Here is a 23,065-nt window from a genome sequence, read left to right on the forward strand (position 1 = left end):
AGGTATATATGAGTATTTATTTTGATAATGCCGCAACTACTTTTCCTAAACCAAAAGCAGTTGTAGATGCTATGGTAAATTATATGATAAATGGTGGTGGAAATGCTGGTAGAGGTTCATCATCTGCTTCATTAGAAAGTAGTAGAAATATTTTTGAGTGTAGAGAAATATTATCAAGCTTTTTTAATTTTGATAAATCAGAAAATGTAATATTTACAAACAACATAACAACATCACTAAACACACTTTTTCTTAGTTCTATACAAAAAGGATGGCATGTTATAACATCATCAATGGAACATAATTCAGTACTTAGACCATTAATCAAATTAAAAGATGAAGGTTTTATAACCTTAGATATAATTCAATGCGATTTATTAGGAAGAATAGACTTATCAGATATTGAAAAAGCAATAAACCATAATACTAAATTAATGGTTTTTTCTCATGCTTCAAATATAATAGGAACAATTCAACCATTAGAAAAAATAGGTGAGCTTTGCAAAAAACACAATCTATACTTTATAATCGATTCAGCTCAAACTGCAGGAATTATAGATTTAGACTTTAAAAAATTAAATTGCAGTGCTTTAGCCTTTACAGGCCATAAAGGATTAATGGGACCTCAAGGTATAGGTGGTTTTATTATAAGTGATGATTTAAACTCTATATCAAAACCATTTATAACTGGAGGTACTGGTAGTTTATCACATTCCTTATATCAACCTGATTATTTACCAGATAAATTTGAAAGTGGAACTTTAAACATTCCAGGAATAATAGGTTTAAAAGCTGCATTAGATTTTATAAATAAAGAGGGACTACACACTATAAGAGAAAAAGAGGAAAGTTTAAGTAAATATCTATTAGAAAAGATGCTAAACATAGACTCAATAAAAGTTTATGGATTAAAATCTCCTAAGGGAAGAACTGCTACCTTTTCTTTTAATTTTAAAGATATAGATCCATCTGAAGCATCATTTATATTAGATAGTGAATATGGTTTTGTTAATAGGACAGGTCTTCATTGTGCACCTTTAGCTCATAAAACAATTGGAACATTTCCTGAAGGTACTGTAAGAATAAGTTTAGGATACTTTAATACATATAAAGAAATAGACAAATTTATAGATGCAATAAACTCAATAAAAGGAGGACTTTAATGGATTTTCAGGAGCGTATTAGTAGGTTAAGTATCTTTTTTGTAGCATATACTATTTGTTTTATATTATTCTTTTCTACATTAAAATACACAATACCCTTTGTATTAGCTGCAATTTGTGCATATATACTTAGATATCCTACTAGATTTTTAATAAAAAAGTTTAAAATGAAAGATTGGTTAGCTTCAATAATTACAACTGTAATATTTTTTGGAATAATAACTGTTGTTAATATAATGTTAGTTTCATCATTAACAGCAGAATTAATAGGTATAACAAAATACCTTCAACAATTAATATCAAATAACTCATCTGAAATTTATAACTTTTTTACAAATACTTTAAACAATATATCATCAATAGCAATAGATCCCACAATATCTGATGCTATAAGAAATAATTTAGCTTCAACAGCTACAAGCCTTATAAGTACATCTATATCTTTAGGCACAACATTAATACAAGCTCTTATAACAATTGTTTCTTATGTACCTTATATAGGGATGGTTATTGCCTTTACATTGCTATCAACTTATTTCTTTACTAAGAGATTAGCAATGTCAAGTTCAGCTAAACTTTTAAATAAAATGCCTCAATCAACAAATAAAATATTTAAAGTTTTTACTCACGGTAAAAAAATGTTTAGTAATTATATATTATCCTATATGGCTATAATATTTATATCATTTTTAACGACTTTTATAGGATTTTTATTTTTTAAAGTACCATATGCCTTAGTTTTAAGTATATTATCTGCTTTATTAGATTTACTTCCTGTAGTAGGAATGCCTTTAGTTTATATTCCCCTATCAATAATGTTCTTTTTCCAAGGAAATTATTTTGGAAGTATTGGTCTTGTGATATTATACATTTTAGTATTCTTAACTAGACAGATTATAGAACCTAAAATTATGTCATCATCCTTAGGGCTAGATCCTGTTGCAGTATTAGCAGCAATATTTATAGGTTTAGAACTAAACGGCTTTGGCGGAATGGTATTTTGTATGTTCTTAGTGGTATTTTATAATATTTTAAAAAAGGTAGAAATTCTTTAATTATAGTATAAAAACCTCCTTTATTGTTAATAATTAACAATAAAGGAGGTTTTTATTATGTGTAACTCACTTTTATTAGACTCTTTAGACTTAAATTCATCTTTTATACTTAGAGATTATTTGTATAGAGAACTTTTACCAATAATAAAGCAAAAAAGAACTATTATATTCTTATGTATAGGTTCAGATAGGTCTACCGGTGATTCCTTAGGACCATTAGTAGGAGATAAACTGAAATTTTCTATAAAAAAAAGTATATATTTTTATGGTAGCCTAGAAAATCCTATCCACGCAAAGAATCTTAAAGAAACAATAATATCAATAAATAAAAAATTTAAGAACCCTTATATAGTTGCAATAGACGCTTGTCTAGGAACCGTTCAAAATGTAGGAAAAATATTAATAGAAAAAAAACCTCTTAAACCCGGTCTTGCAGTATCTAAAGACTTACCTCCAGTAGGAGATTTAAGCATACTTGGCATTGTAAATATATGTGGAAGCTTAGAATTTATGGTACTACAAAATACTAGACTATATACAGTGGTAACTTTAGCTAACTCTATATCTATTGCTATAAATCATTTTATATTAAAAGTTTTTGGTAATAATAAAACAAAATTTATAAATAAAATTGAAGATGTAATTAATTAAAAATTATTAAAATGCTTATTCCGTAATATAATATCTATTTCATCTATACTTTTACTCCTACTATCAATAACTAATATATTATTTAGTTTAATTTTCTCTTGAAAATTTGATAAATCTTCTTCCTTTACACTGCAAATTAAAGCTTCAAAATTTTCATCCTTTTTTCTGGCAACTTTATATCCCTTTTTCTCTAAGGGATTTATAAAGTCCTTTAATTTATCGCTAACATATATATTCATATAAAAACCTCCTATAAAGATAATATTATCTTTATAGGAGGTTTTTATACTTTTATTTAATCTAATATTATTTTGATATAGATTTATTAATAGCTTGATTTAACACGGTTAATTCCTCATCAGATAAATCATATCTTGATATACCTTTATCTATAGGTTTTGCATAAGTTGTACTTTCCTGTCTTCCATATATTCCTGTAAGAATAACTCCATCATTATTTTCATCTAATAAAGCGACGGAAAAGCTTAAATCACTTCCTACATCTTCAAAAGCTTTAAATCTTACTACAGATACCTTTTGTATACATCCCTTTATATGTTCTTCTAAACCAATACAATGAGCCATAGCTTCTTTTGATATTTCTTTTGCTTCATCAACTTTATCTAAATAGTTAACAACTAAATCTTCTATATTTTTATTATTAACACCTCTCATAAGTCTTCTATATCTTTTTTCAAGCTTATTAAGAGATTTAAATAAGACTATAACTAATATAAAAAGTAATAAAGCTACTACTGATAGTGCTATTAAAATATATGGTGTGTATTGTGATATAGCTTTTGTTATGTTATCCACTAAATTTCATCCTTTCTTAAAATGTTTCACGTGAAACATTAAACATTATTTATAGTAAATATTATTTATAATTAATAATATCTAATATTCTTTGTAAATCATCTTCTGAATAATATTCTATTTCTATTTTTCCTTTATCTTTTTTAGAATTTATATTTACCTTAGTTCCAAAATAATTTTGAAGTTTATTTTGAATCTCTTTATAATAAATATTATCAGTAGCTTTATTTTGTTCTTTATCTTTTTTGTTATCCTTTGTCTCTAATACTTTTTTTACTTCTTTCTCACATTCTCTTACAGATAAATTTTCATCTACAATTTTTTGAGCTAAATTAAACTGTAATTCTTTATCCTTTAATGAAAGTAACGCCCTTCCATGACCCTCAGATAATACGCCTTCTATAATGTATTGTTGAACTCTTGGATCTAAATTTAAAAGCCTCATTGTATTAGTAATAGATGTTCTAGATTTTGATAATCTTTCACTTAACTGTTCTTGAGTTAAATTAAAATCCTTTAATAATTTATTATAAGCTTGAGCTTCTTCAATAGGATTTAAGTCTTGTCTTTGTATGTTCTCAATTAATGAAATTTCCAATACTTCTTTGTCATTTAACTCTTTAATAATTGCAGGTACTTCCTTAAGTCCTAAATATTTAGCAGCTCTCCATCTTCTTTCCCCAGCAATTATAGTATAAAAATCTCCATCTTTTTTTAATATTAAAGGTTGAATTATACCATGATTTTTTATAGATTCAGCTAATTCTCCAATTTTTTCACCATCAAAATATTTTCTTGGTTGATCATTATTAGCTTTAATTCTATTTAATGGTATAATAGTTTCAGAACTATCTTTTTCTTTATTATCTTTATGTTCTTCATCTTTTATACTTTTATTTGAAGCATCATCTTCAGACATATCTGGTATTAATGCACCTAATCCTTTTCCTAAACCAAATTTTTTACTCATATATTAAGACTCCTTTTGCTTACTTAAAAATTCATTTGTTAGTTTTTCATAAGCATCTGCACCTTTACACTTGTCATCATATAACATTATAGGCAATCCAAAGCTTGGAGCTTCTGCTAATCTAATATTTCTTGGAATAGTTGTTTTAAACACTTTTTCTTTAAAGTATTTTTCTACTTCTTTATAAACTTCATTACAAAGGTTAGTTCTAGCATCATACATAGTCATAACTACACCTTCTATATTTAGATTTTTATTTAATGATTTTTTAACAAGCTGAATAGTATTAATAAGTTGTCCTACTCCCTCTAAAGCATAAAATTCACATTGAATAGGGATAAGAACAGAATTACTAGTAGTTAATGCATTTATAGTAAGAACACCTAGTGAAGGAGGACAATCTATAAAAACATAATCAAAATCGTCTTTTACTTCTTCAATCTTTTCTAATAATATATTTTCTCTTTTAGTATTACCTATTATCTCTACCTCTGCCCCTGCAAGTTCCATAGTAGCTGGAGCAAGAAATAAATTATTTACTAATTCACATTCACTAATGACTTCACTTAATTTAGTATCTGTCGTCATAACATCATACATTGATTTTTTTAAATTTCTTTTATCAAGTCCTAATCCACTTGTAGTATTACCTTGAGGATCTATATCTATAGCTAATACTTTATATCCTGCCATAGCTAAATATGAACATAAGTTTATGTTTGTAGTAGTTTTTCCTACTCCACCTTTTTGATTAAAAATGCAAATAGTTTTCATATTATACTCTAATTACTACCCGTATTAGAGTTTCACCTCCTCTCACCGAATCCACTAATTTATATTATATATTCTAAATAGGAATAATTAAAGATAACAATTACCTAATTATCATATTTTTTCATAAAAATATACTAATGTTTCACGTGAAACATAAAAAATCCGAAAAATTATTTTTATAATTTTTCGGATTTTAACAATAAATTTTAACTATAATTAATTACTAAAATTATTTTATAATACTTCTCTATAATTATTTTTTTCCATTCTTAGGTATGTTAACAGTTATTTGTACATAATCTCCGCAATCTTTTGATTTATATTCTGCTGGAATTTTAAATTTATCAAAAACTTGCTTAATTGAGTTTATGTAAATCTTAGGAGAAAAAATACCAGTTATTTTTTTCTTACCATTATTAGTTAATTCTTTACCTGCTATTTTCAATAACTCCTTATTAACTAGCTCCTCTGTCCTTTTTACATTTAATCCTTGCTTAATTACTTTTTTTATAACTTTTAGCTGTAATTTTTCATTAGGTAAAGATAACAGTGATCTAGCATGTCTTTCACTAAGATTATTTTGTAAGCAAAGGTTTCTAACATCTTCTCCTAATTTTAAAAGTCTAAGTTTATTAGCTATCGTAGATTGATTTTTTCCCATTCTTTCTGCTAATTTTTCTTGAGTAAAGTGATGATCACTTATAAGATTTGCATACGCCTCTGCCTCTTCAATAAAGTTTAAATCTTCTCTTTGAAGATTTTCTAAAAGTGCTAATTCTGCTGATTCTTTATCAGTAATATCTATTATTGTACATGGTACAAACTCCATATTAGCTAATTTTGCCGCTCTTAATCTTCTTTCACCAGCTACAAGTTCATACATATCTCCTCTTTTTCTTACAGTTAGAGGTTGAAGAATCCCATGTTCTTTTATAGATTGAGAAAGTTCTTTTAATGCCTCATCATTAAAATACTTTCTAGGCTGATATGTGTTTGGCACTATATTACCAACCGCAACCTTTTTTATTTCGTTATGCATATTTCACCCATCCCTTTATATAAGCTATAAACTTAACCTTAATATAATAAAATTATATCTAAAAATTACTATTTAAACCAACAAAAAATAAAATTATTTTATTGGTTTTTTATTTATCGTTCCTGCTTTTCTTGGATATACCTTAGAAGTATTCTTTATTTTTTTTACTATAACTACATTGTGATTCAAATCTGTATCTTCTATTTCTACTTTTATTACTCTATCTAATTGACCACCTAAAGTATCTATAGCCTTACTTGCATCCTTCATTTCCTCATCAATAGCAGGGCCTTTTAATGCTATAAAGCTTCCCCCAACTTTTACGTAAGGAATACATAATTCTGAAAGTACAGCCATATTAGCTACAGCTCTAGAAGTAGCTATATCAAAAATTTCTCTTAAATCTTTTCTTCTTGCACCATCTTCAGCTCTTGAATGAATAGTTAAAACATTTTTTAAACCTAAAGTAGATACTACTTGATTTAAAAAGTTTATTCTTTTATTTAATGAATCTAATAAAGTAACTTCCATATCTTCTCTCATTATAGCTAAAACTAATCCAGGAAATCCAGCTCCTGTTCCAACATCTATTATCTTATCAGCCATTTTAAATTCTTCTGCCTTAAAAGCCTTTATACAATCAATAAAATGCTTTTTTACTATTCCTTCATCATCAGTTATTGCTGTAAGATTTATTTTTTCATTCCATTCTTTTAATAGCTCCTTATAATCCATAAGCATTTTATATTTTTGCTCATTAAAACTTATTTCTACATCTTCACAAGCTTTTTTTAATATTTCAAAATATATCAATTTAGATTCCTCCACTAACTATTTTTATTCTTACTTTTATATTGATGCTCTAAATATATTAATAAAACAGATATATCAGCAGGAGAAACTCCAGAAATTCTTGATGCTTGCCCTATACTTATAGGTTTTATTTTACTAAGTTTTTGAATTGCTTCTATTCTCAGTCCTTTTACATCATTATAATCTAATTCTTCAGGAATTAGTTTCTTTTCAAACTTTCTAAATTGACCAACTTGCTCTAATTGCTTTTCAATATATCCTTCATATTTTGCAACTATATTAACTTGCTCCCCGATATCATCAGAATAATTAGGTCTTTCTGGATCTAATTCTGCAACTACAAAATAATCCAACTCTGGACGTTTAATAAGTTCATACATACTTATAGGCTTTTTTAGATCTACAGAATTTTTAGATACCAACCATTCATTTACTTCTCTTTTATTAGTTATTTGAAGATTTTTTAATCTTTCAATTTCATCTTCGATATTTTTCTTTCTTTCTTTAAATGAATTCCATCTTTCTTCTGTTACAAGGCCTGCTTTATAACCTATTTCTGTTAATCTCAAATCTGCATTATCTTGTCTTAAAATTAATCTATACTCTGCTCTTGAAGTCATCATTCTATAAGGCTCATTAGTACCCTTAGTAACTAAGTCATCTACTAAAACACCTATATATCCATCACTTCTTGTTAGGATAACTTGTTCTTTTCCTTGTATTTTTAATGCAGCATTCATTCCTGCTAATAATCCTTGACCACCAGCTTCTTCATATCCTGAACTTCCATTAACCTGACCTGCACCATATAATCCATTTATTTCTTTAAACTCTAAAGTAGGCTTTAGTTGTGTTGGATCTATACAATCATATTCTATTGCATATGCAGTTCTCATCATTTCAACATTTTCAAGTCCTGCAATACTCTTTAACACTTGTATTTGAACATCCTCAGGAAGAGAAGAAGATAATCCTCCTACATACATTTCTTCTGTATTTTCACCTTCTGGTTCGATAAAAATTTGATGTTTATCTTTATCTGGGAACCTCATAACCTTATCCTCAATAGAAGGGCAATATCTAGGTCCTATACCCTTTATAAGTCCATTATACATAGGAGATCTATCGATGTTATCTTTTATAATATTATGGGTGTTTTCATTAGTATATGTTAACCAACAGGAAACCTGATCTTTATCTATATCCTTGCTCATAAATGAGAAAGGTACTATCTTTTCATCTCCAAGTTGTTCTATCATCTTAGAAAAATCAACACTTCTTTTATTTATTCTTGCAGGAGTTCCTGTTTTGAATCTTCTTAAAGCTATCTTTAAATCTAATAATGATTGTGATAAATCATTTGCAGGGAATAATCCATTTGGACCACCATTATAGCTAATATCTCCTATAATTATTTTTCCCTTTAGATAAGTACCTGTAGCCAAAATTACTGCTTTAGTTTTAAAGTATGCTCCAGTTTTAGTTAAAACTCCAACAACTTTATTATCTTCAACATCTAATTTTATAACTTCAACTTGCTTAATTGTAAGATTTTCTTGATTTTCAAGAACATATTTCATTCTTTCTTGATATCTCTTTTTATCCGCTTGAGCTCTTAAAGAATGTACTGCAGGCCCCTTTGAAGTATTTAACATTCTAGATTGAATAAATGTATTATCTATATTAATTCCCATTTCCCCACCTAGGGCATCTATTTCTCTAACTAAATGACCCTTTGCTGTTCCACCTATATTAGGATTACAAGGCATTAAAGCTATACTATCTAAATTCATTGTACATACTAGAGTTTTACATCCAATTCTTGCAGAAGCTAAAGCTGCTTCACAGCCAGCATGACCTGCACCTACTATTATTACATCATATTCACCAGCTAAATATTTCATACTTTTATTCCTACTTTCCACAACAGAATTCTAAAAAAATCTTATTTACTAAATCTTCTTCAAGTTCTGAACCTGTAATTTCTCCTAATGCTCTTAAACCTGAAGTAACATAAATAGATATTAAATCTAAAAATTCGTCATTTTTAACTCTTATTATTGCTTCCTCAACATTTTCTTTTGCTCTATATAAAGCTTGCTTATGCCTTGTATTAGTAACATAAACACTTTCTGTATCAATATTTCCATTAAAGAACATATCTTTAATCTTTTCTTTTAAATCCTTAATTCCATATCCTGTTTTTGCTGATATTTCTATTTTATTATGAAGATTATCTAAATCCTTATCATCAACTTTTTTATCTAAATCAACTTTATTTAAAAGTACTATATATTTTCTATTCTTTATATAGTTTATTATATCTCTATCCTCTTCATTTAAGGGTCTACTAGTATCTACCATGAATACTATAAGATCTGCCTCTTCAATTTTTTCTTTAGATCTCTCAACACCTATTTTTTCTACTACATCCTCTGTTTCTCTGATTCCAGCAGTATCAACTAATTTTACAGGTATTCCATCTAAGTTTATATATTCCTCAATAACATCTCTTGTAGTTCCAGGAATATCAGTTACTATAGCTCTTTTTTCACTTAAAAGTGCATTTAAAAGAGATGACTTTCCAACATTAGGTTTTCCCACTATAACCATACTTAATCCTTCTCTTATAAGTTTACCTTCTTCTGCACTATTTAAAAGATTATTAATTTTATTTAAAACTACTTGTAAATTTTGACCTACCCTTACAGGTATAGTTTCATCAGGTTCTTCATCATCTTCAGTAAAATCTACTGCATATTCAATTAAAGCTAATACATCTAATAATTCCGCTCTTAAGCTATGTATCTCTTTAGATAGTTTACCTTCACTTTGAAGCATTGCAGACTTCATTGAAAGTTCAGTTTTAGCCTTAATAATATCCATAACAGCCTCGGCCTGACTTAAGTCTATTCTTCCATTAAGAAAAGCTCTCTTAGTAAATTCTCCCGGTTCAGCTAATCTTGCTCCAGCTTTTATAACTTCATTTAAAACTCTATTAGTAGATACAACTCCTCCGTGACAATTAATTTCTACTGTATCTTCTGCAGTAAAGCTTCTTGGCCCCTTCATAAAACTAATTATTACTTCATCTATATTTTCACCACTATTAGAATCAATTATATGTCCATACCTCATAGTATAAGTTTTCATATCAAAAATATCTTTGCCATTCTTACTTTTAAAGATACTATCTACGATTTCTAAAGCCTTATCTCCAGAAACTCTAATTATAGCTATTCCACCTTCTCCTAAAGCAGTGGAAATAGCCGCTATTGTATCAAATTCTTTCATGTTATCCTCCTTGTTACTAGGTAAATTAAACCTAGCTTAACCCAACATAAAAACTAATATTTATTTTACAAAACTATTATAAAATAGTCAAAAAACTTCTAAATAAAAAAAAGCCTTTTATAAAGGCTTCTTTTTACTTTAATTATTATCTTTTAATTCTATTATTATTCGTCTATAAGGCTCTTCTCCTTGACTATAAGTATATACAAACTTATTATCTTGAAGAGCTGAATGAATAACCCTTCTTTCATAAGGATTCATTGGTTCAAGCCTAAAAGGCTTTCCAGACCTTTTTACCTTATAAGCAGTTTTTTCTGCTAAACGTTTAAGGGTTTCTTCTCTTTTACTTCTATAATTTTCTGTATCTAAAACAATTCTTTTATAAGGAATATCGTGCCCCTTATTAACAACTAAACTAATTAGATATTGTAAAGAATCTAAAGTTTCACCTCTATAACCTATTATTAAACCCATTTTAGGACCAACTAAATTAACCTTTAAGGTATCTTTTTCTTCTGTAATTTTTATTTCTGCTTTTATATCCATAGAATCTAAAACTTTTCTTAAAAAGCTCTTAGCTTCTAAAACATAATCTCTTTTAACTTTTACAAGTATTTTAGCTGGTTTAGTTCCTATAATATTTAAAAAGCCCTTACTTCCTTCATCAAGAACCTCATATTCTACCTTATCAGCACTAACATTTAATTCTTTCAAAGCGTTTTTAAGAGCTTCATCTACAGTTTTACCTGTCATTTCTAATGTTTTCATACCCTATTCACCCACCTTATAAGCAATAAAAACCCTATTAAATAATTAATTAAAAACCTTATTTTTCTAAGTTTAAAACTTAATTATTTTTTCTTGCCTCTTCATGTTTCTTTTTCTTGGCTGGTAATACTATTAAGAAATAATTTTGAATTATTTGTATTAAGTTACCCATTATCCAATAAAGAACAAGTAATGAACCTATTCTTAATGCTATAAATCCTGACATTAATGACATTACTATATTCATTGAGTTCATATTCATTCCACCAGTATTTTGTGATGGCGTTGACTTTGACATCATATAAGTTGATAGGAATGTTGTAACTGTTGATAATATAGGTAAAATATAATATGGGTCAGGTTGTTGAAGATCTGCAAGCCATAAGAATGAAGCCCCTCCAATATTTATTCCCATAAATACATAATATAATGAGAAAAGTATTGGCATTTGAATTAATAGAGGTAAGCAACCACTAAAAGGACTAACTCCAAATTCCTTGTAAAGTTTCATAATCTCCATTTGTTGTTTTTGTGGATCATTTTTATACTTATTTTGTAATTGTTGCATTTTAGGTTGAAGCTCTTGCATTTTAGTTTGAGACTTCATTTGCTTTATATTTAAAGGTAACAATATTAATCTAACTATTACTGTAACTAAAAGTACAGCAAGTACATAAGAAACACCACTATTAGTAACACCTATACTTACTATAAATTGGTGTAGTCCATTAAATACCATGGTCAATAAAGCAATTATTGGCTTTAATACTGTATACAAATTTCTAACCTCCTAAGTTCTACTTAACTGGGTCATAACCACCTTCGTGGAAAGGATGACATCTTAATATTCTCTTTATGCCCATAAAACCACCTTTTAAAGCTCCATATTTTTCAATGGCCTCCATTGTATATTGAGAACAAGATGGATAATATATACAACAAGGTTTTTTTAAAGGTGATATATATTTTCTATAGAATTTAATTAGACTTATAAAAATCCTTTTCATCATTTTGAAGACCTGCCTTTTTAAATAAATTAAGCATGGCTTTTTCTATATTTTTATAGTCACTATTTTTTGAAGCTACTCTGGCTATAAATACAAAGTCATAGCCTTTATTAATAGATTCGTGATTCAGTCTATAACTTTCACCTATCAATCTTTTTACTCTACTTCTAACTACACTTTTTCCAACTTTCTTACTTACCGAAATTCCTACCTTATTAAAAATCTTTCCCTCATTATCCTTGTTTTTTCTATTGCTATATACATACAAAACAAGTAAAGAATTGGAGAAAGATTTGCCTCTTCTATATACATTTCTAAATTCTATATTTTTTCTTAATTTAAATTTTTTATTTTTGTTATTGGCTAGCATTTATATATCCAATCTCCTTTTTTTCTGCAAATTGCAGAAAAAGGCCACAAAAGCGGCCCTTATGCTGTCAATTTTTTTCTACCTTTTAGTCTTCTTCTCTTAATAACGTTTCTTCCAGCAGCACTGCTCATTCTTTTTCTGAAACCGTGCTCTTTTTTTCTTTGTCTCTTTTTTGGTTGGTATGTCATGAACATTTGCAATTCACCCCCTTCGACTATTATTTCTTTATAGTCAAAAACTATTCTGCCAATTTAAATATTAATTTAAGTTTTACTTTTTAATTATATATTTGAAGCAATATTATGTCAAGGAATTAAAGAACTGTTAATAAATCACTCATAGTATAAAAATAATTGTGGATAAGTTATTGAAACGCCCTATTTACTTATGTTATTATTAAAATTGATTGTGAATAAATATATATATACATAGGACTTATCCACAACTGTGGAAAACTCTGTGCATAACTTGTTATTTTTTGTATATAAGTTAGTATTATATTTTATATTTTTGGCTAAAATTCTAATATTAAGCTTTGTCAATAATTTTCTTATACATTTTGTCTTATATTGTGGATAATTATGATATAATTTTTTTAATAAACGTAATTATTAACATGTGTATAAGTTTATCAACATCATATTACAATTATTGTATATGTTGATTATATTGTTGATAACCTGTTAATATTAGCTTTTTTTGTCGAAAAAATTTTTATTTTATTATTATATTTTTATAACTGGAGGATATAACATGGATGCCCAATTAGATCAAATATGGGAAAAAACCCTAAATATTATTAAGGGTGAAATGACGGAAGTTAGCTTTAACACTTGGATCAAAAGCTGTGAGCCTATCGCTATAAAAGATTCAACCATAAAATTGAGCGTTCCTAATGAGTTCACCAAAGACATTTTGGAGAAAAGATATAAACCTCTAATAATCCAAGCAATAAAATTAGTATCTTCAAAAAAATATGATATAGATTTTTTAATTGAGTCAAATATGCAAGGAGAAGGAGAGATTTCAAAGGAAAATAAAAAAGTTGATGATAATCAAAGTTCTGTAGTGGTAAATGATGAAATGTCAGCAACTTTAAATCCTAAATATACTTTCGATTCATTTGTCATTGGTAACAGTAATAGGTTTGCTCATGCAGCATCTTTAGCAGTTGCTGAAGCTCCAGCAAGAGCTTATAATCCTCTATTTATATATGGAGGAGTTGGACTTGGAAAAACTCACTTAATGCATGCTATAGGTCATTATATATTAAAAAATAATCCTAAAGCGAAAGTTGTTTATGTATCTTCTGAAAAATTCACTAATGAATTGATAAACGCAATAAAAGATGATAAAAATGAAGAGTTTAGAAATAAATATAGAAATGTAGATGTTCTTTTAATAGATGATGTTCAGTTCATTGCTGGTAAGGAAAGAACTCAAGAAGAATTTTTCCATACATTTAATGCACTTCATGAAGCAGATAAACAAATAATCCTATCTTCTGATAGACCACCTAAAGAAATACCAACATTAGAGGATAGATTACGTTCAAGATTTGAATGGGGATTAATAGCCGACATACAACCCCCTGATTTTGAAACAAGAATGGCAATACTAAAGAAAAAAGCAGATGTAGAAAATTTAAATGTAGCAAATGAAGTTATGGTGTATATTGCAACAAAAATAAAATCTAATATAAGAGAACTTGAAGGAGCTTTAATAAGAATAGTAGCTTATTCATCTTTAACTAATAGAGATATTACTGTAGATTTAGCTTCTGAAGCTTTAAAGGATATTATTTCAAACAAGCAAGGAGTACACATAACCATTGATATAATTCAAGATACAGTAGCTAATTATTTTAACCTTAGAGTTGAGGATTTAAAATCTCAAAGAAGAACAAGAAATGTAGCTTATCCTCGTCAAATAGCAATGTATTTAAGTAGAAAATTAACAGATATGTCGCTTCCAAAAATCGGCGAAGAATTTGGAGGTAGAGATCATACTACTGTAATTCATGCCTATGAAAAAATCTCTGAAAATTTAAAATCAGATGAAGGCCTTGAAAACACTATAAATGAGCTATCTAAAAAACTAAATCAAAATTAATTAACAATTGTTTATAATAAATACTGAATTACCTGTGGATAAATATATTTGTATTTTTACAATGTGAATACTGTGGATAAGTTTAAAAATTTAGTAATGACTTATCCACATTATATTTACACAATCTTTTAAGCTATTACTACATATAATATACTTATCCACAAATTCACAGCCCCTACTACTACTACTATTAAATATTAATTATATCTATCTATAATTAAACTATATTTTAACTGTTAATAAATAAGGAGGTTTTATACTTTGATTTTTATATGTAATAAAACAAAACTTCAAGATGCTATATCTATAGCACAAAAAGCAATAACTGGTAAATCAACAATGCCTATTTTAGAAGGTATTTACATAGAAGCTAATAATAATACTTTAACTTTAATAGGATCAGATAAAGACGTAAGTATTGAAACTAAGATATCAGCAGATGTATTAGAACAAGGAAAAATAGTTGTAGATGCTAAAATCTTTGGAGAGATAATTAGAAAATTACCTAACTCAGAAGTAAAAATAGAAACATTACAAAATAATATAATACAAATAACATGTGAAAAATCTAATTTTAATCTTATACACATGAATTCAGATGAGTTTCCTGGATTACCTCAAATAAATGAAAATATGATTTTTACAGTTTCTCAAAGTCTACTAAAAAATATGATAAAGGGAACATCTTTTGCTATAGCTCAAGATGAAACAAGACCAATACTTCAAGGAATACTTTTTGAAGTTACTGAAGGAAATTTAAATTTAGTAGCACTTGATGGATATAGATTAGCTTTAAGAAGCGAAACTATAGATACAAATAACACAATAAGTGCTGTGATACCAGGTAAAACCCTTAATGAAGTAGCAAAGATATTAGAAGAAAGTGATGAAAATGTAAATATAACTTTTACAACTAACCATATTTTATTTAATTTGGGAAATACTAAAGTTATATCAAGACTTTTAGAAGGAGAATTTATTAAATATAATTCTTTATTGCCTCAAGAATATAAAGTTTTAGTAGAAGTTAATAAGCAAGGATTCCAAAATGGTATAGAAAGAGCTTCTCTTATGGCCAAAGAAGGTAATAGTAATCTTATAAAATTAGATATTCAAGAAGATAATATAATAATCACTTCTAATTCTCAATTGGGAAAAGTAAGAGAAGAAGTTTCAATAAATTTGCAAGGAGATCCTATGCAAATTGCATTTAATTCAAAGTATTTATTAGATGTTCTTAAAAATATGGAAGAGGAATATGTTATATTAGAATTAACTAGTAGTGTATCTCCTTGTGTTATAAGAAATAAAGAAATTAACAATAGTAAGTACTTAGTATTACCAGTTAGATTGGTAAAATAGTAAAAAAATGTATTATGGAGGTTGTTAATTATAATTGGTTAATTAATCATTTATAGTTAAAAGTATTATGAAGGAAATAAATATAAATACTGAATTTATAAAATTAGATCAATTTTTAAAATGGAGCGGAATTGTATCACTAGGATCAGAAGCTAAAATATTAGTAGCTGAAGGTTTAGTAAAAGTTAATGGAGAAATATGTACTCAAAGGGGAAAAAAGCTTTTTGTTGGAGATAAGGTTCAGTTTGAAGAGCAAGAGTATAGTATTATTTAATAATTTACATTTAATATATATTATTTAATAATATGATATAATTAAATGGGTGTTTATATGTATATAAAAAATATAATGGTTTTAAATTACAGAAATTATGACCAAATATCAATAGATCTTGGAGAAAATGTGAATATATTTATGGGAGATAATGCCCAAGGAAAAACTAATATTCTTGAAGCTATGTATTACTGTGGATTTGCAAGATCTCACAGAACTAATAGAGATAAAGAATTAGTAAAATGGGATAAAGAAAAAGCTTATATAAGTATTAATATTTCTAAGAAAAGATTAGATAAGAAAATTGATATAAGCATTTTAAAAGATGGTAGAAAGGCCATTAAAGTAAATTCTATAAAAATAAATAAAATCGGCGAATTAGTTGGTGCATTTAATGTAGTGATGTTTTCTCCTGAGGACTTAAGAATTGTAAAAGAATCTCCTGGAATAAGAAGAAAGTTTTTAGATATGGAGATTTGTCAATTAAATAAAAAATATTATTATAACTTAGTCCAATATAATAAAGTTTTAAGTCAACGTAACATGGTCTTAAAAAATAGAAATATAGATCTTTCTATGCTTGATATCTATGATTTTCAATTAGCTGAATTTGGAGAATATATAGTAAAAGAAAGATTGAAATATTTAAATAAGCTTAATGAACAAGGTAAAATTGTTCATAATGAAATTACATCAGGAAAAGAGAAAATTGATTTTAAATATATAAGCTCTATTAAAGATTTAGATAATATTAAGTCATCTCTAATAACTTCTTTAGAAAAAAATAGAGAAAAGGATAAAGAAAAAAGAAATACATCTGTTGGACCACACAGAGATGATTTCTCTATTTTTATAAATGGAGTAGATGCTAAAAGTTATGGATCTCAAGGTCAACAAAGGACGGCAGTGTTAACTATAAAATTTGCCTCTCTTAGAATAATTAAGGAGCTTACAGGAGAGTATCCAGTACTTCTTCTTGATGATGTACTTTCAGAGTTAGACTTTAATAGGAAAAGATATGTGTTAAGTTCCATAAAAGATATACAAACAATTATAACTTGCACGGGTATAGAGGATTTAACTAATTATCTTGATGATAAGGCGAAGGTTTTTAGAGTCATAGAAGGTATTATACAAGGAAAATAAAGGAGGAGTATTTGTGTTTTTACATTTAGGTGAAAATGTAGTAGTACCTATAAAAGATGTTATAGGTATATTTGATCTTCAAACAACTATGTACAGTTCAGATACAATAGCGTTTTTAAGAATGGCAGAAGAGGACGGATTTGTTGAGCGAATAACTAATGATAAACCAAAATCTTTTGTAATTGCTGAAGTAAATAAAAAAAGCAAGATTTATCTTTCCCCAATATCATCCTCAACATTAACAAAAAGAACGGATATTGACTATTAGTATATAGCAATTAAGGAAAGGTTAATTACACTAAAAATAAATTTTAAATTTATTTTTAGTGAAAAAGGTAGGAGGAGTTATATGTTAGAACAAAATAAGCAAGCCTATGATGAAAGTCAAATTCAAGTTCTTGAAGGACTTGAGGCTGTAAGAAAAAGACCTGGTATGTATATAGGTAGCACAAGTTCAAGAGGACTTCATCATCTGGTTTACGAAATAGTTGATAACAGTATAGATGAGGCTCTAGCGGGATATTGTAATAATATTGAAGTATATATACACAAAGATAATTCAATTACTGTTATAGATGATGGTAGAGGAATGCCTGTTGGTATTCATCCCAAAATGGGAAAGCCAACAGTTGAGGTAATAATGACAGTACTTCATGCCGGAGGAAAATTCGGTGGAGGTGGATATAAGGTATCTGGAGGCCTTCATGGAGTTGGTGCATCTGTTGTTAATGCTCTATCAGAAGAATGTATAGTTACTGTAGCGAGAGAAGGTGAGCTATGGCAACAAATTTATACTAGGGGACTAGTTAAAACAGGTTTAGAGAGAATAGGTGAGACTGATAAGCATGGAACTAAGGTTCACTTTAAGCCTGATTCAGAAATATTTGAAGAGACAACATTTGATTTTGAAATTTTATCTCAAAGACTTAGAGAGTTAGCTTTCTTAAATAAGGGAATTAGAATAAAACTTATTGATGAAAGATTTGAAAAGGAAGAGGATTATCATTATGAAGGTGGTATAAAATCTTTTGTTTCTTACTTAAATAGAAATAAAGAGGCTATGCATAAGGAACCAATATATGTTGAAGGATTAAAGGATGGAATATCTGTAGAAGTAGCACTTCAATATCATGATGGATACAATGAAAATATATTTAGCTTTGCTAATAATATAGACACAATAGAAGGTGGAACTCATCTAGCAGGATTTAAATCAGCTTTAACTAGAGTGTTTAATGATTATGCAAAGAGATTTGGAATTTTAAAAGATAATGAGAAGAATCTTTCTGGTGATGATGTAAGGGAAGGATTGACAGCAGTTGTATCTGTAAAAATATCTGAACCACAATTTGAAGGTCAAACAAAAACTAAGCTTGGAAATAGTGAGGTAAGAGGGATTGTTGATGGAATAGTAGCAGAAGGAGTTGGAACATTTCTTGAGGAAAACCCTACTGTTGCAAAATTAATTATTGATAAATCATTATTAGCTCAAAGGGCAAGGGATGCAGCAAGAAAAGCTAGAGAACTTACAAGAAAAACAGTTCTTGAAAGATCATCATTACCGGGGAAATTAGCAGATTGTTCTTCAAAGGATCCTAGGGAGTGCGAAGTTTACATAGTTGAGGGAGATTCAGCTGGTGGATCAGCAAAGCAAGGAAGGGACAGAAAATTCCAAGCTATACTTCCTTTACGTGGTAAAATAATGAATGTTGAAAAACAAAGATTAGATAAAATACTAGGATCAGATACAATAAGATCAATGATTACTGCTATAGGTGCAGGTATAGGTGATGAATTTGATATTGAAAAAATAAGATACAATAGAATTATAATTATGACAGATGCTGATGTAGATGGTGCTCATATAAGGACATTATTACTAACATTTTTCTATAGATATATGAGAGAGCTAATTGATGGAGGGCATGTATATATTGCTCAGCCACCATTATATAAAGTTACAAAATCTAAAAAGGATTTTTATGCTTATTCAGATGGAGAATTAGATCAAATTCTTAATGACTTAGGTGGAAAAGACAATTCAATTAATATTCAAAGGTACAAAGGTCTAGGAGAAATGAATGCAACTCAATTATGGGAAACAACAATGGATCCTGAAAGAAGAATATTGCTAAAAGTTAATGTAGAAGATGCTATGATAGCTGATGAAATATTCACAATTCTTATGGGTGATAAGGTTGAACCAAGAAGAGAATTTATACAAGTTAATGCTAAAAAAGTAGTTAACTTAGATATATAGTACTATTATGAGGTGAAGCACATGAATTTTAATGAGGGAAAAGTTATACCCGTTGACATAAAAAATGAGATGAAAAAATGTTATATAGATTATGCTATGAGCGTAATAGTAGGTCGTGCATTACCTGATGTAAGAGATGGTTTAAAGCCAGTTCATAGAAGAATACTTTATTCAATGCAAGAGCTTGGTTTAAATCCAGAAAAGGGCTATAGAAAATGTGCAAGAATAGTCGGAGAGGTATTAGGTAAATATCACCCACATGGTGATACTTCTGTTTATGACGCTTTAGTAAGAATGGCTCAAGATTTTTCAATGAGATATATGCTTGTTGATGGTCACGGTAACTTTGGATCTGTAGATGGAGATTCACCAGCAGCCATGAGATATACAGAAGCTAAAATGAATAAAATAGCGGCTGAAATGCTTAGGGATATAAATAAGAATACTGTAGATTATATTCCAAACTTTGATGGTGAAGAAAAAGAACCAGTAGTTTTACCATCAAGATTTCCTAATCTTTTAGTTAATGGTTCATCAGGAATAGCTGTTGGTATGGCTACTAATATTCCACCGCATAATTTAGGTGAGATAATAGATGGAACAATAATGCTTATTGATAATCCAGAGGCTTCAATACTAGAACTTATGACATATATAAAGGGACCAGATTTTCCTACTGCAGGAATAATAATGGGTAAAAATGGAATAAGGGAAGCTTATGAAACAGGAAAAGGAAGAATAACTATTAGAGCTAAAGCTGAAATAGAAGAAGAAAAAGGAAAACATAAAATAATAGTTACTGAAATTCCGTATCAAGTTAATAAAGCAAAGCTAATAGAGAATATAGCTGAGCTTATTAAGGATAAAAAGATTACTGGAATAAGCGATCTTAGAGATGAATCTGATAGAGAAGGTATGAGAATAGTTATAGAACTTAAAAGGGATGCAAATCCTAATGTGGTTCTTAATCTATTATATAAGCATACTAAAATGCAAGATACATTTGGAGTTATAACTCTAGCTTTAGTAGATAATGAGCCTGTAGTTTTAAACCTAAAACAAGTTTTAACTCACTATATAAACTTTCAAAAGGAAGTAGTTACAAGAAGAACTGTTTTTGAGTTAAACAAAGCTAAAGAAAGAGCTCATATATTAGAGGGACTAATTATAGCTTTAGATAATATAGATGAAGTTATAAGGATAATAAGAAACTCTAAAACTACTGATTTAGCAAAGAAAACATTAATGGAAAAGTTTGATTTAAGTGAAGCTCAATCACAAGCTATTTTAGATATGAGGCTAAGAAGACTTACAGGCCTTGAGAGAGATAAAATTGAAGCTGAATATAATGAACTTTTAAAGTTAATTTCTTATTTAGAGTCAATTCTTGCTGATGAAGAAAAATTATTATCTGTAATAAAGGATGAACTTACAGAAATAAAAAATAAATATGGTGATGTAAGAAGAACTCAAATAGAAAAAAATAATGATGAGATAGATATAGAAGATTTAATAGATGAAAAAGAAGTTGTTATAACACTAACTCATTCAGGATATATAAAGAGAATAGCAGCAGATACTTATAGTGCACAAAGAAGAGGCGGTAAGGGTATTCAAGCTATGTCTACAAAAGAAGATGATTTTGTAGAGCATGTATTTATAACATCTACTCATGCAGATATAGTATTCTTTACAAATAAAGGTAAAGCTTATAAGGTAAGAGGATATGAGATACCTGATGCTGGAAGAACTGCAAAGGGTACAAATTTAGTTAACTTAATACCAGTAGATCAAGATGAAAGAATAGAAACTGTAATATCATTAAGAGATCAAAATAGAGAGGGATACTTATTTATGGCCACTAAACATGGTCTAGTTAAGAAGACAGCTCTTGAAGATTTCAAAAATATTAGAAAGAATGGTATTATAGCTATAAATTTAAGAGATGGTGACGAATTATTAAAGGTTAAGGTAACTAGAGGGGATGCTAACATTATGATAGTTACTCAAAATGGATATGCTATAAGATTTAATGAGCAGGATGTTAGACCTATGGGAAGAACTGCAACTGGAGTTAAAGCTATAAATCTAAGAAAAGGTGACATTGCTGTATGCATGGATATAGCAGTAGATGAAGAACAACTTCTTGTTGTTAGTGAAAATGGATTTGGAAAGAGAACACCTGTAAGTGAATATAAAATTCAAAATAGAGGTGGAATGGGATTAATAACATATAAGATATCAGAAAAGACAGGTAACTTAGCTGGAGCTGTAATCTGTAATGAAGATGATGAACTTATGTTAATTAATACTAGTGGAGTTGCTATTAGAATGAATGTATCTGATATATCAACTACATCAAGAGCTACAATGGGTGTTACATTAATGAGAACGCAAGAAGAGGAAAAGGTAGTAGCTATAGCTAAAATTTCAGGTGAAAAAAATGAAGAATCTGAAGATAATGTTTTAGATGATGAAGTTACGGATAACAATTCTAATAAAGAAGATATAAATAAAGAACAATAAATATAATAAAAAAAGGTATGGTTAAAACCATACCTTTTTTTATTATATTTATTTTAATATTAATTTTCTATTATTTTTAGATTTTAGGGATAAGAAAACAAACAATATATATTAGGTATTATATTGATATCTTTATAAGTATGTTGGTGTTTAATGATTAAATTATAAGTAAAAATCAGAATTAAACATTATAAAATTACAAAATGCAAAGAAAACTTTTCCTAGTGTATCAATATAAGAATATTAAAGAAATTAAAAGTATTTTTGAGTAAAAAACATATACATATTATTTAAATAGAAAAATAAATTAATATAATATATTCTACCCATGGTAAGATAAAACACGTCGCTGAGGTGCGAAATGCTAAAGCGAAAGAAACTTTGAAAACACAAAAACTTAAAAATAAGTTTTAAAAAAGTGTTGACAAAGAAACAAATTGGTGATAAGATAAAGAAGTCGCCAAGATGTGACAAGAAAACAAAAACTTGGTCTTTGAAAATTAAACAGAGAGAAACTTACAAAATCTTTTAAGATTTTTTTAAACCAGCAATTCTTTTATATGAGTAAAGATTAAACTTTTTAAATTGAGAGTTTGATCCTGGCTCAGGACGAACGCTGGCGGCGTGCTTAACACATGCAAGTCGAGCGAGAGAGTTTTCTTCGG

23 protein-coding genes and 1 rRNA gene are annotated in these 23,065 nt (G+C 28.0%); 11 read left to right on the plus strand and 13 right to left on the minus strand.

The annotated features are described in order from the left end of the window. The first annotated feature begins 8 nt into the window (after positions 1 to 8). Genes BUA70_RS08500 through yyaC form a run of 3 tightly spaced genes read left to right on the plus strand, consistent with a single transcriptional unit; the run spans position 9 to position 2,869 of the window. Positions 9 to 1,163 carry an aminotransferase class V-fold PLP-dependent enzyme gene (locus BUA70_RS08500; RefSeq protein ID WP_072896291.1) on the plus strand — a complete coding sequence of 385 codons (1,155 nt, stop codon included), beginning with the start codon at positions 9 to 11 and terminating at the stop codon, positions 1,161 to 1,163. Then, entirely contained in the window at positions 1,163 to 2,218 is a 1,056-nt protein-coding gene (ytvI, locus tag BUA70_RS08505; protein WP_072896293.1) for a sporulation integral membrane protein YtvI, read from the plus strand. Before BUA70_RS08500 ends, ytvI begins: the two co-directional genes overlap by 1 nt. Positions 2,219 to 2,275: 57 nt before the next feature. Then, positions 2,276 to 2,869 carry a spore protease YyaC gene (yyaC, locus tag BUA70_RS08510; protein ID WP_072896294.1) on the plus strand — a complete coding sequence of 198 codons (594 nt, stop codon included), beginning with the start codon at positions 2,276 to 2,278 and terminating at the stop codon, positions 2,867 to 2,869. On the opposite strand, the gene BUA70_RS08515 is transcribed toward yyaC, so the two are convergent. From BUA70_RS08515 to rpmH, 13 genes are all read right to left on the minus strand, one after another. Beyond that, the gene (locus tag BUA70_RS08515) at positions 2,866 to 3,108 is read right to left on the minus strand and encodes a YkuS family protein (RefSeq protein ID WP_072896295.1); all 243 of its coding nucleotides are present in this window, start codon (positions 3,106 to 3,108) and stop codon (positions 2,866 to 2,868) included. The two genes, yyaC and BUA70_RS08515, sit on opposite strands and share 4 nt — an antisense overlap. A 67-nt stretch (positions 3,109 to 3,175) precedes the next feature. Beyond that, a complete protein-coding gene (locus BUA70_RS08520) occupies positions 3,176 to 3,685 on the minus strand; it encodes a DUF4446 family protein (RefSeq protein WP_072896297.1) in 510 nt (169 codons plus the stop codon). Between the two features lie 61 nt (positions 3,686 to 3,746). Further along, complete coding sequence (locus BUA70_RS08525; RefSeq protein ID WP_072896298.1) at positions 3,747 to 4,655, minus strand: ParB/RepB/Spo0J family partition protein; 909 nt, start codon at positions 4,653 to 4,655, stop codon at positions 3,747 to 3,749. A 3-nt stretch (positions 4,656 to 4,658) separates the two neighbouring features. Further along, the gene (locus BUA70_RS08530) at positions 4,659 to 5,429 is read right to left on the minus strand and encodes a ParA family protein (protein ID WP_072896299.1); all 771 of its coding nucleotides are present in this window, start codon (positions 5,427 to 5,429) and stop codon (positions 4,659 to 4,661) included. A 253-nt stretch (positions 5,430 to 5,682) separates the two neighbouring features. Then, the gene (noc, locus tag BUA70_RS08535; protein ID WP_072896301.1) at positions 5,683 to 6,468 is read right to left on the minus strand and encodes a nucleoid occlusion protein; all 786 of its coding nucleotides are present in this window, start codon (positions 6,466 to 6,468) and stop codon (positions 5,683 to 5,685) included. A gap of 93 nt (positions 6,469 to 6,561) precedes the next feature. Next, positions 6,562 to 7,236, minus strand: coding sequence for a 16S rRNA (guanine(527)-N(7))-methyltransferase RsmG (rsmG, locus tag BUA70_RS08540; protein ID WP_423236779.1), 675 nt, complete (start codon positions 7,234 to 7,236; stop codon positions 6,562 to 6,564). A gap of 59 nt (positions 7,237 to 7,295) precedes the next feature. Beyond that, positions 7,296 to 9,185, minus strand: coding sequence for a tRNA uridine-5-carboxymethylaminomethyl(34) synthesis enzyme MnmG (gene mnmG, locus BUA70_RS08545; protein ID WP_072896303.1), 1,890 nt, complete (start codon positions 9,183 to 9,185; stop codon positions 7,296 to 7,298). Positions 9,186 to 9,195: 10 nt separating this feature from the next. Then, positions 9,196 to 10,575 carry a tRNA uridine-5-carboxymethylaminomethyl(34) synthesis GTPase MnmE gene (gene mnmE, locus BUA70_RS08550; RefSeq protein WP_072896305.1) on the minus strand — a complete coding sequence of 460 codons (1,380 nt, stop codon included), beginning with the start codon at positions 10,573 to 10,575 and terminating at the stop codon, positions 9,196 to 9,198. A 138-nt stretch (positions 10,576 to 10,713) separates the two neighbouring features. Beyond that, positions 10,714 to 11,343, minus strand: a complete 630-nt coding sequence (jag, locus tag BUA70_RS08555) for an RNA-binding cell elongation regulator Jag/EloR (protein WP_072896306.1) — start codon at positions 11,341 to 11,343, stop codon at positions 10,714 to 10,716. 79 nt (positions 11,344 to 11,422) lie between these two features. Continuing rightward, entirely contained in the window at positions 11,423 to 12,121 is a 699-nt protein-coding gene (gene yidC, locus BUA70_RS08560; protein WP_072896311.1) for a membrane protein insertase YidC, read from the minus strand. Positions 12,122 to 12,140: 19 nt separating this feature from the next. After that, complete coding sequence (gene yidD, locus BUA70_RS08565) at positions 12,141 to 12,350, minus strand: membrane protein insertion efficiency factor YidD (protein WP_207657649.1); 210 nt, start codon at positions 12,348 to 12,350, stop codon at positions 12,141 to 12,143. Then, positions 12,322 to 12,720 (minus strand): ribonuclease P protein component, encoded by a 399-nt coding sequence (rnpA, locus tag BUA70_RS08570; protein ID WP_072896314.1) that lies wholly within the window; start codon positions 12,718 to 12,720, stop codon positions 12,322 to 12,324. The genes yidD and rnpA overlap by 29 nt, the downstream gene beginning before the upstream one ends. 59 nt (positions 12,721 to 12,779) lie before the next feature. Further along, positions 12,780 to 12,914, minus strand: coding sequence for a 50S ribosomal protein L34 (rpmH, locus tag BUA70_RS08575; RefSeq protein ID WP_072896315.1), 135 nt, complete (start codon positions 12,912 to 12,914; stop codon positions 12,780 to 12,782). A gap of 559 nt (positions 12,915 to 13,473) precedes the next feature. Here rpmH and dnaA point away from each other — a divergent pair. From dnaA to BUA70_RS08615, 8 genes are all read left to right on the plus strand, one after another. Continuing rightward, on the plus strand, positions 13,474 to 14,832 hold the full coding sequence (gene dnaA / locus BUA70_RS08580; RefSeq protein ID WP_072896316.1) for a chromosomal replication initiator protein DnaA: 1,359 nt from the start codon (positions 13,474 to 13,476) through the stop codon (positions 14,830 to 14,832). Between the two features lie 261 nt (positions 14,833 to 15,093). Beyond that, positions 15,094 to 16,194: a DNA polymerase III subunit beta gene (gene dnaN / locus BUA70_RS08585; RefSeq protein WP_072896317.1), complete on the plus strand. Its 1,101-nt coding sequence runs from the start codon at positions 15,094 to 15,096 to the stop codon at positions 16,192 to 16,194. 67 nt (positions 16,195 to 16,261) lie between these two features. Continuing rightward, positions 16,262 to 16,468 carry an RNA-binding S4 domain-containing protein gene (locus BUA70_RS08590; protein ID WP_072896318.1) on the plus strand — a complete coding sequence of 69 codons (207 nt, stop codon included), beginning with the start codon at positions 16,262 to 16,264 and terminating at the stop codon, positions 16,466 to 16,468. Positions 16,469 to 16,525: 57 nt separating this feature from the next. Next, the gene (recF, locus tag BUA70_RS08595) at positions 16,526 to 17,614 is read left to right on the plus strand and encodes a DNA replication/repair protein RecF (RefSeq protein ID WP_072896319.1); all 1,089 of its coding nucleotides are present in this window, start codon (positions 16,526 to 16,528) and stop codon (positions 17,612 to 17,614) included. 13 nt (positions 17,615 to 17,627) lie between these two features. Next, positions 17,628 to 17,882 (plus strand): extracellular matrix regulator RemB, encoded by a 255-nt coding sequence (remB, locus tag BUA70_RS08600; protein WP_072896320.1) that lies wholly within the window; start codon positions 17,628 to 17,630, stop codon positions 17,880 to 17,882. Between the two features lie 81 nt (positions 17,883 to 17,963). Further along, positions 17,964 to 19,874, plus strand: coding sequence for a DNA topoisomerase (ATP-hydrolyzing) subunit B (gene gyrB, locus BUA70_RS08605; RefSeq protein ID WP_072896321.1), 1,911 nt, complete (start codon positions 17,964 to 17,966; stop codon positions 19,872 to 19,874). Between the two features lie 21 nt (positions 19,875 to 19,895). After that, positions 19,896 to 22,400: a DNA gyrase subunit A gene (gyrA, locus tag BUA70_RS08610; protein WP_072896322.1), complete on the plus strand. Its 2,505-nt coding sequence runs from the start codon at positions 19,896 to 19,898 to the stop codon at positions 22,398 to 22,400. 581 nt (positions 22,401 to 22,981) lie between these two features. Further along, positions 22,982 to 23,065 (plus strand): 16S ribosomal RNA (locus tag BUA70_RS08615); the annotation flags it as partial.

The organism is Clostridium fallax, from assembly GCF_900129365.1.
GTDB lineage: Bacteria > Bacillota > Clostridia > Clostridiales > Clostridiaceae > Clostridium_AH > Clostridium_AH fallax.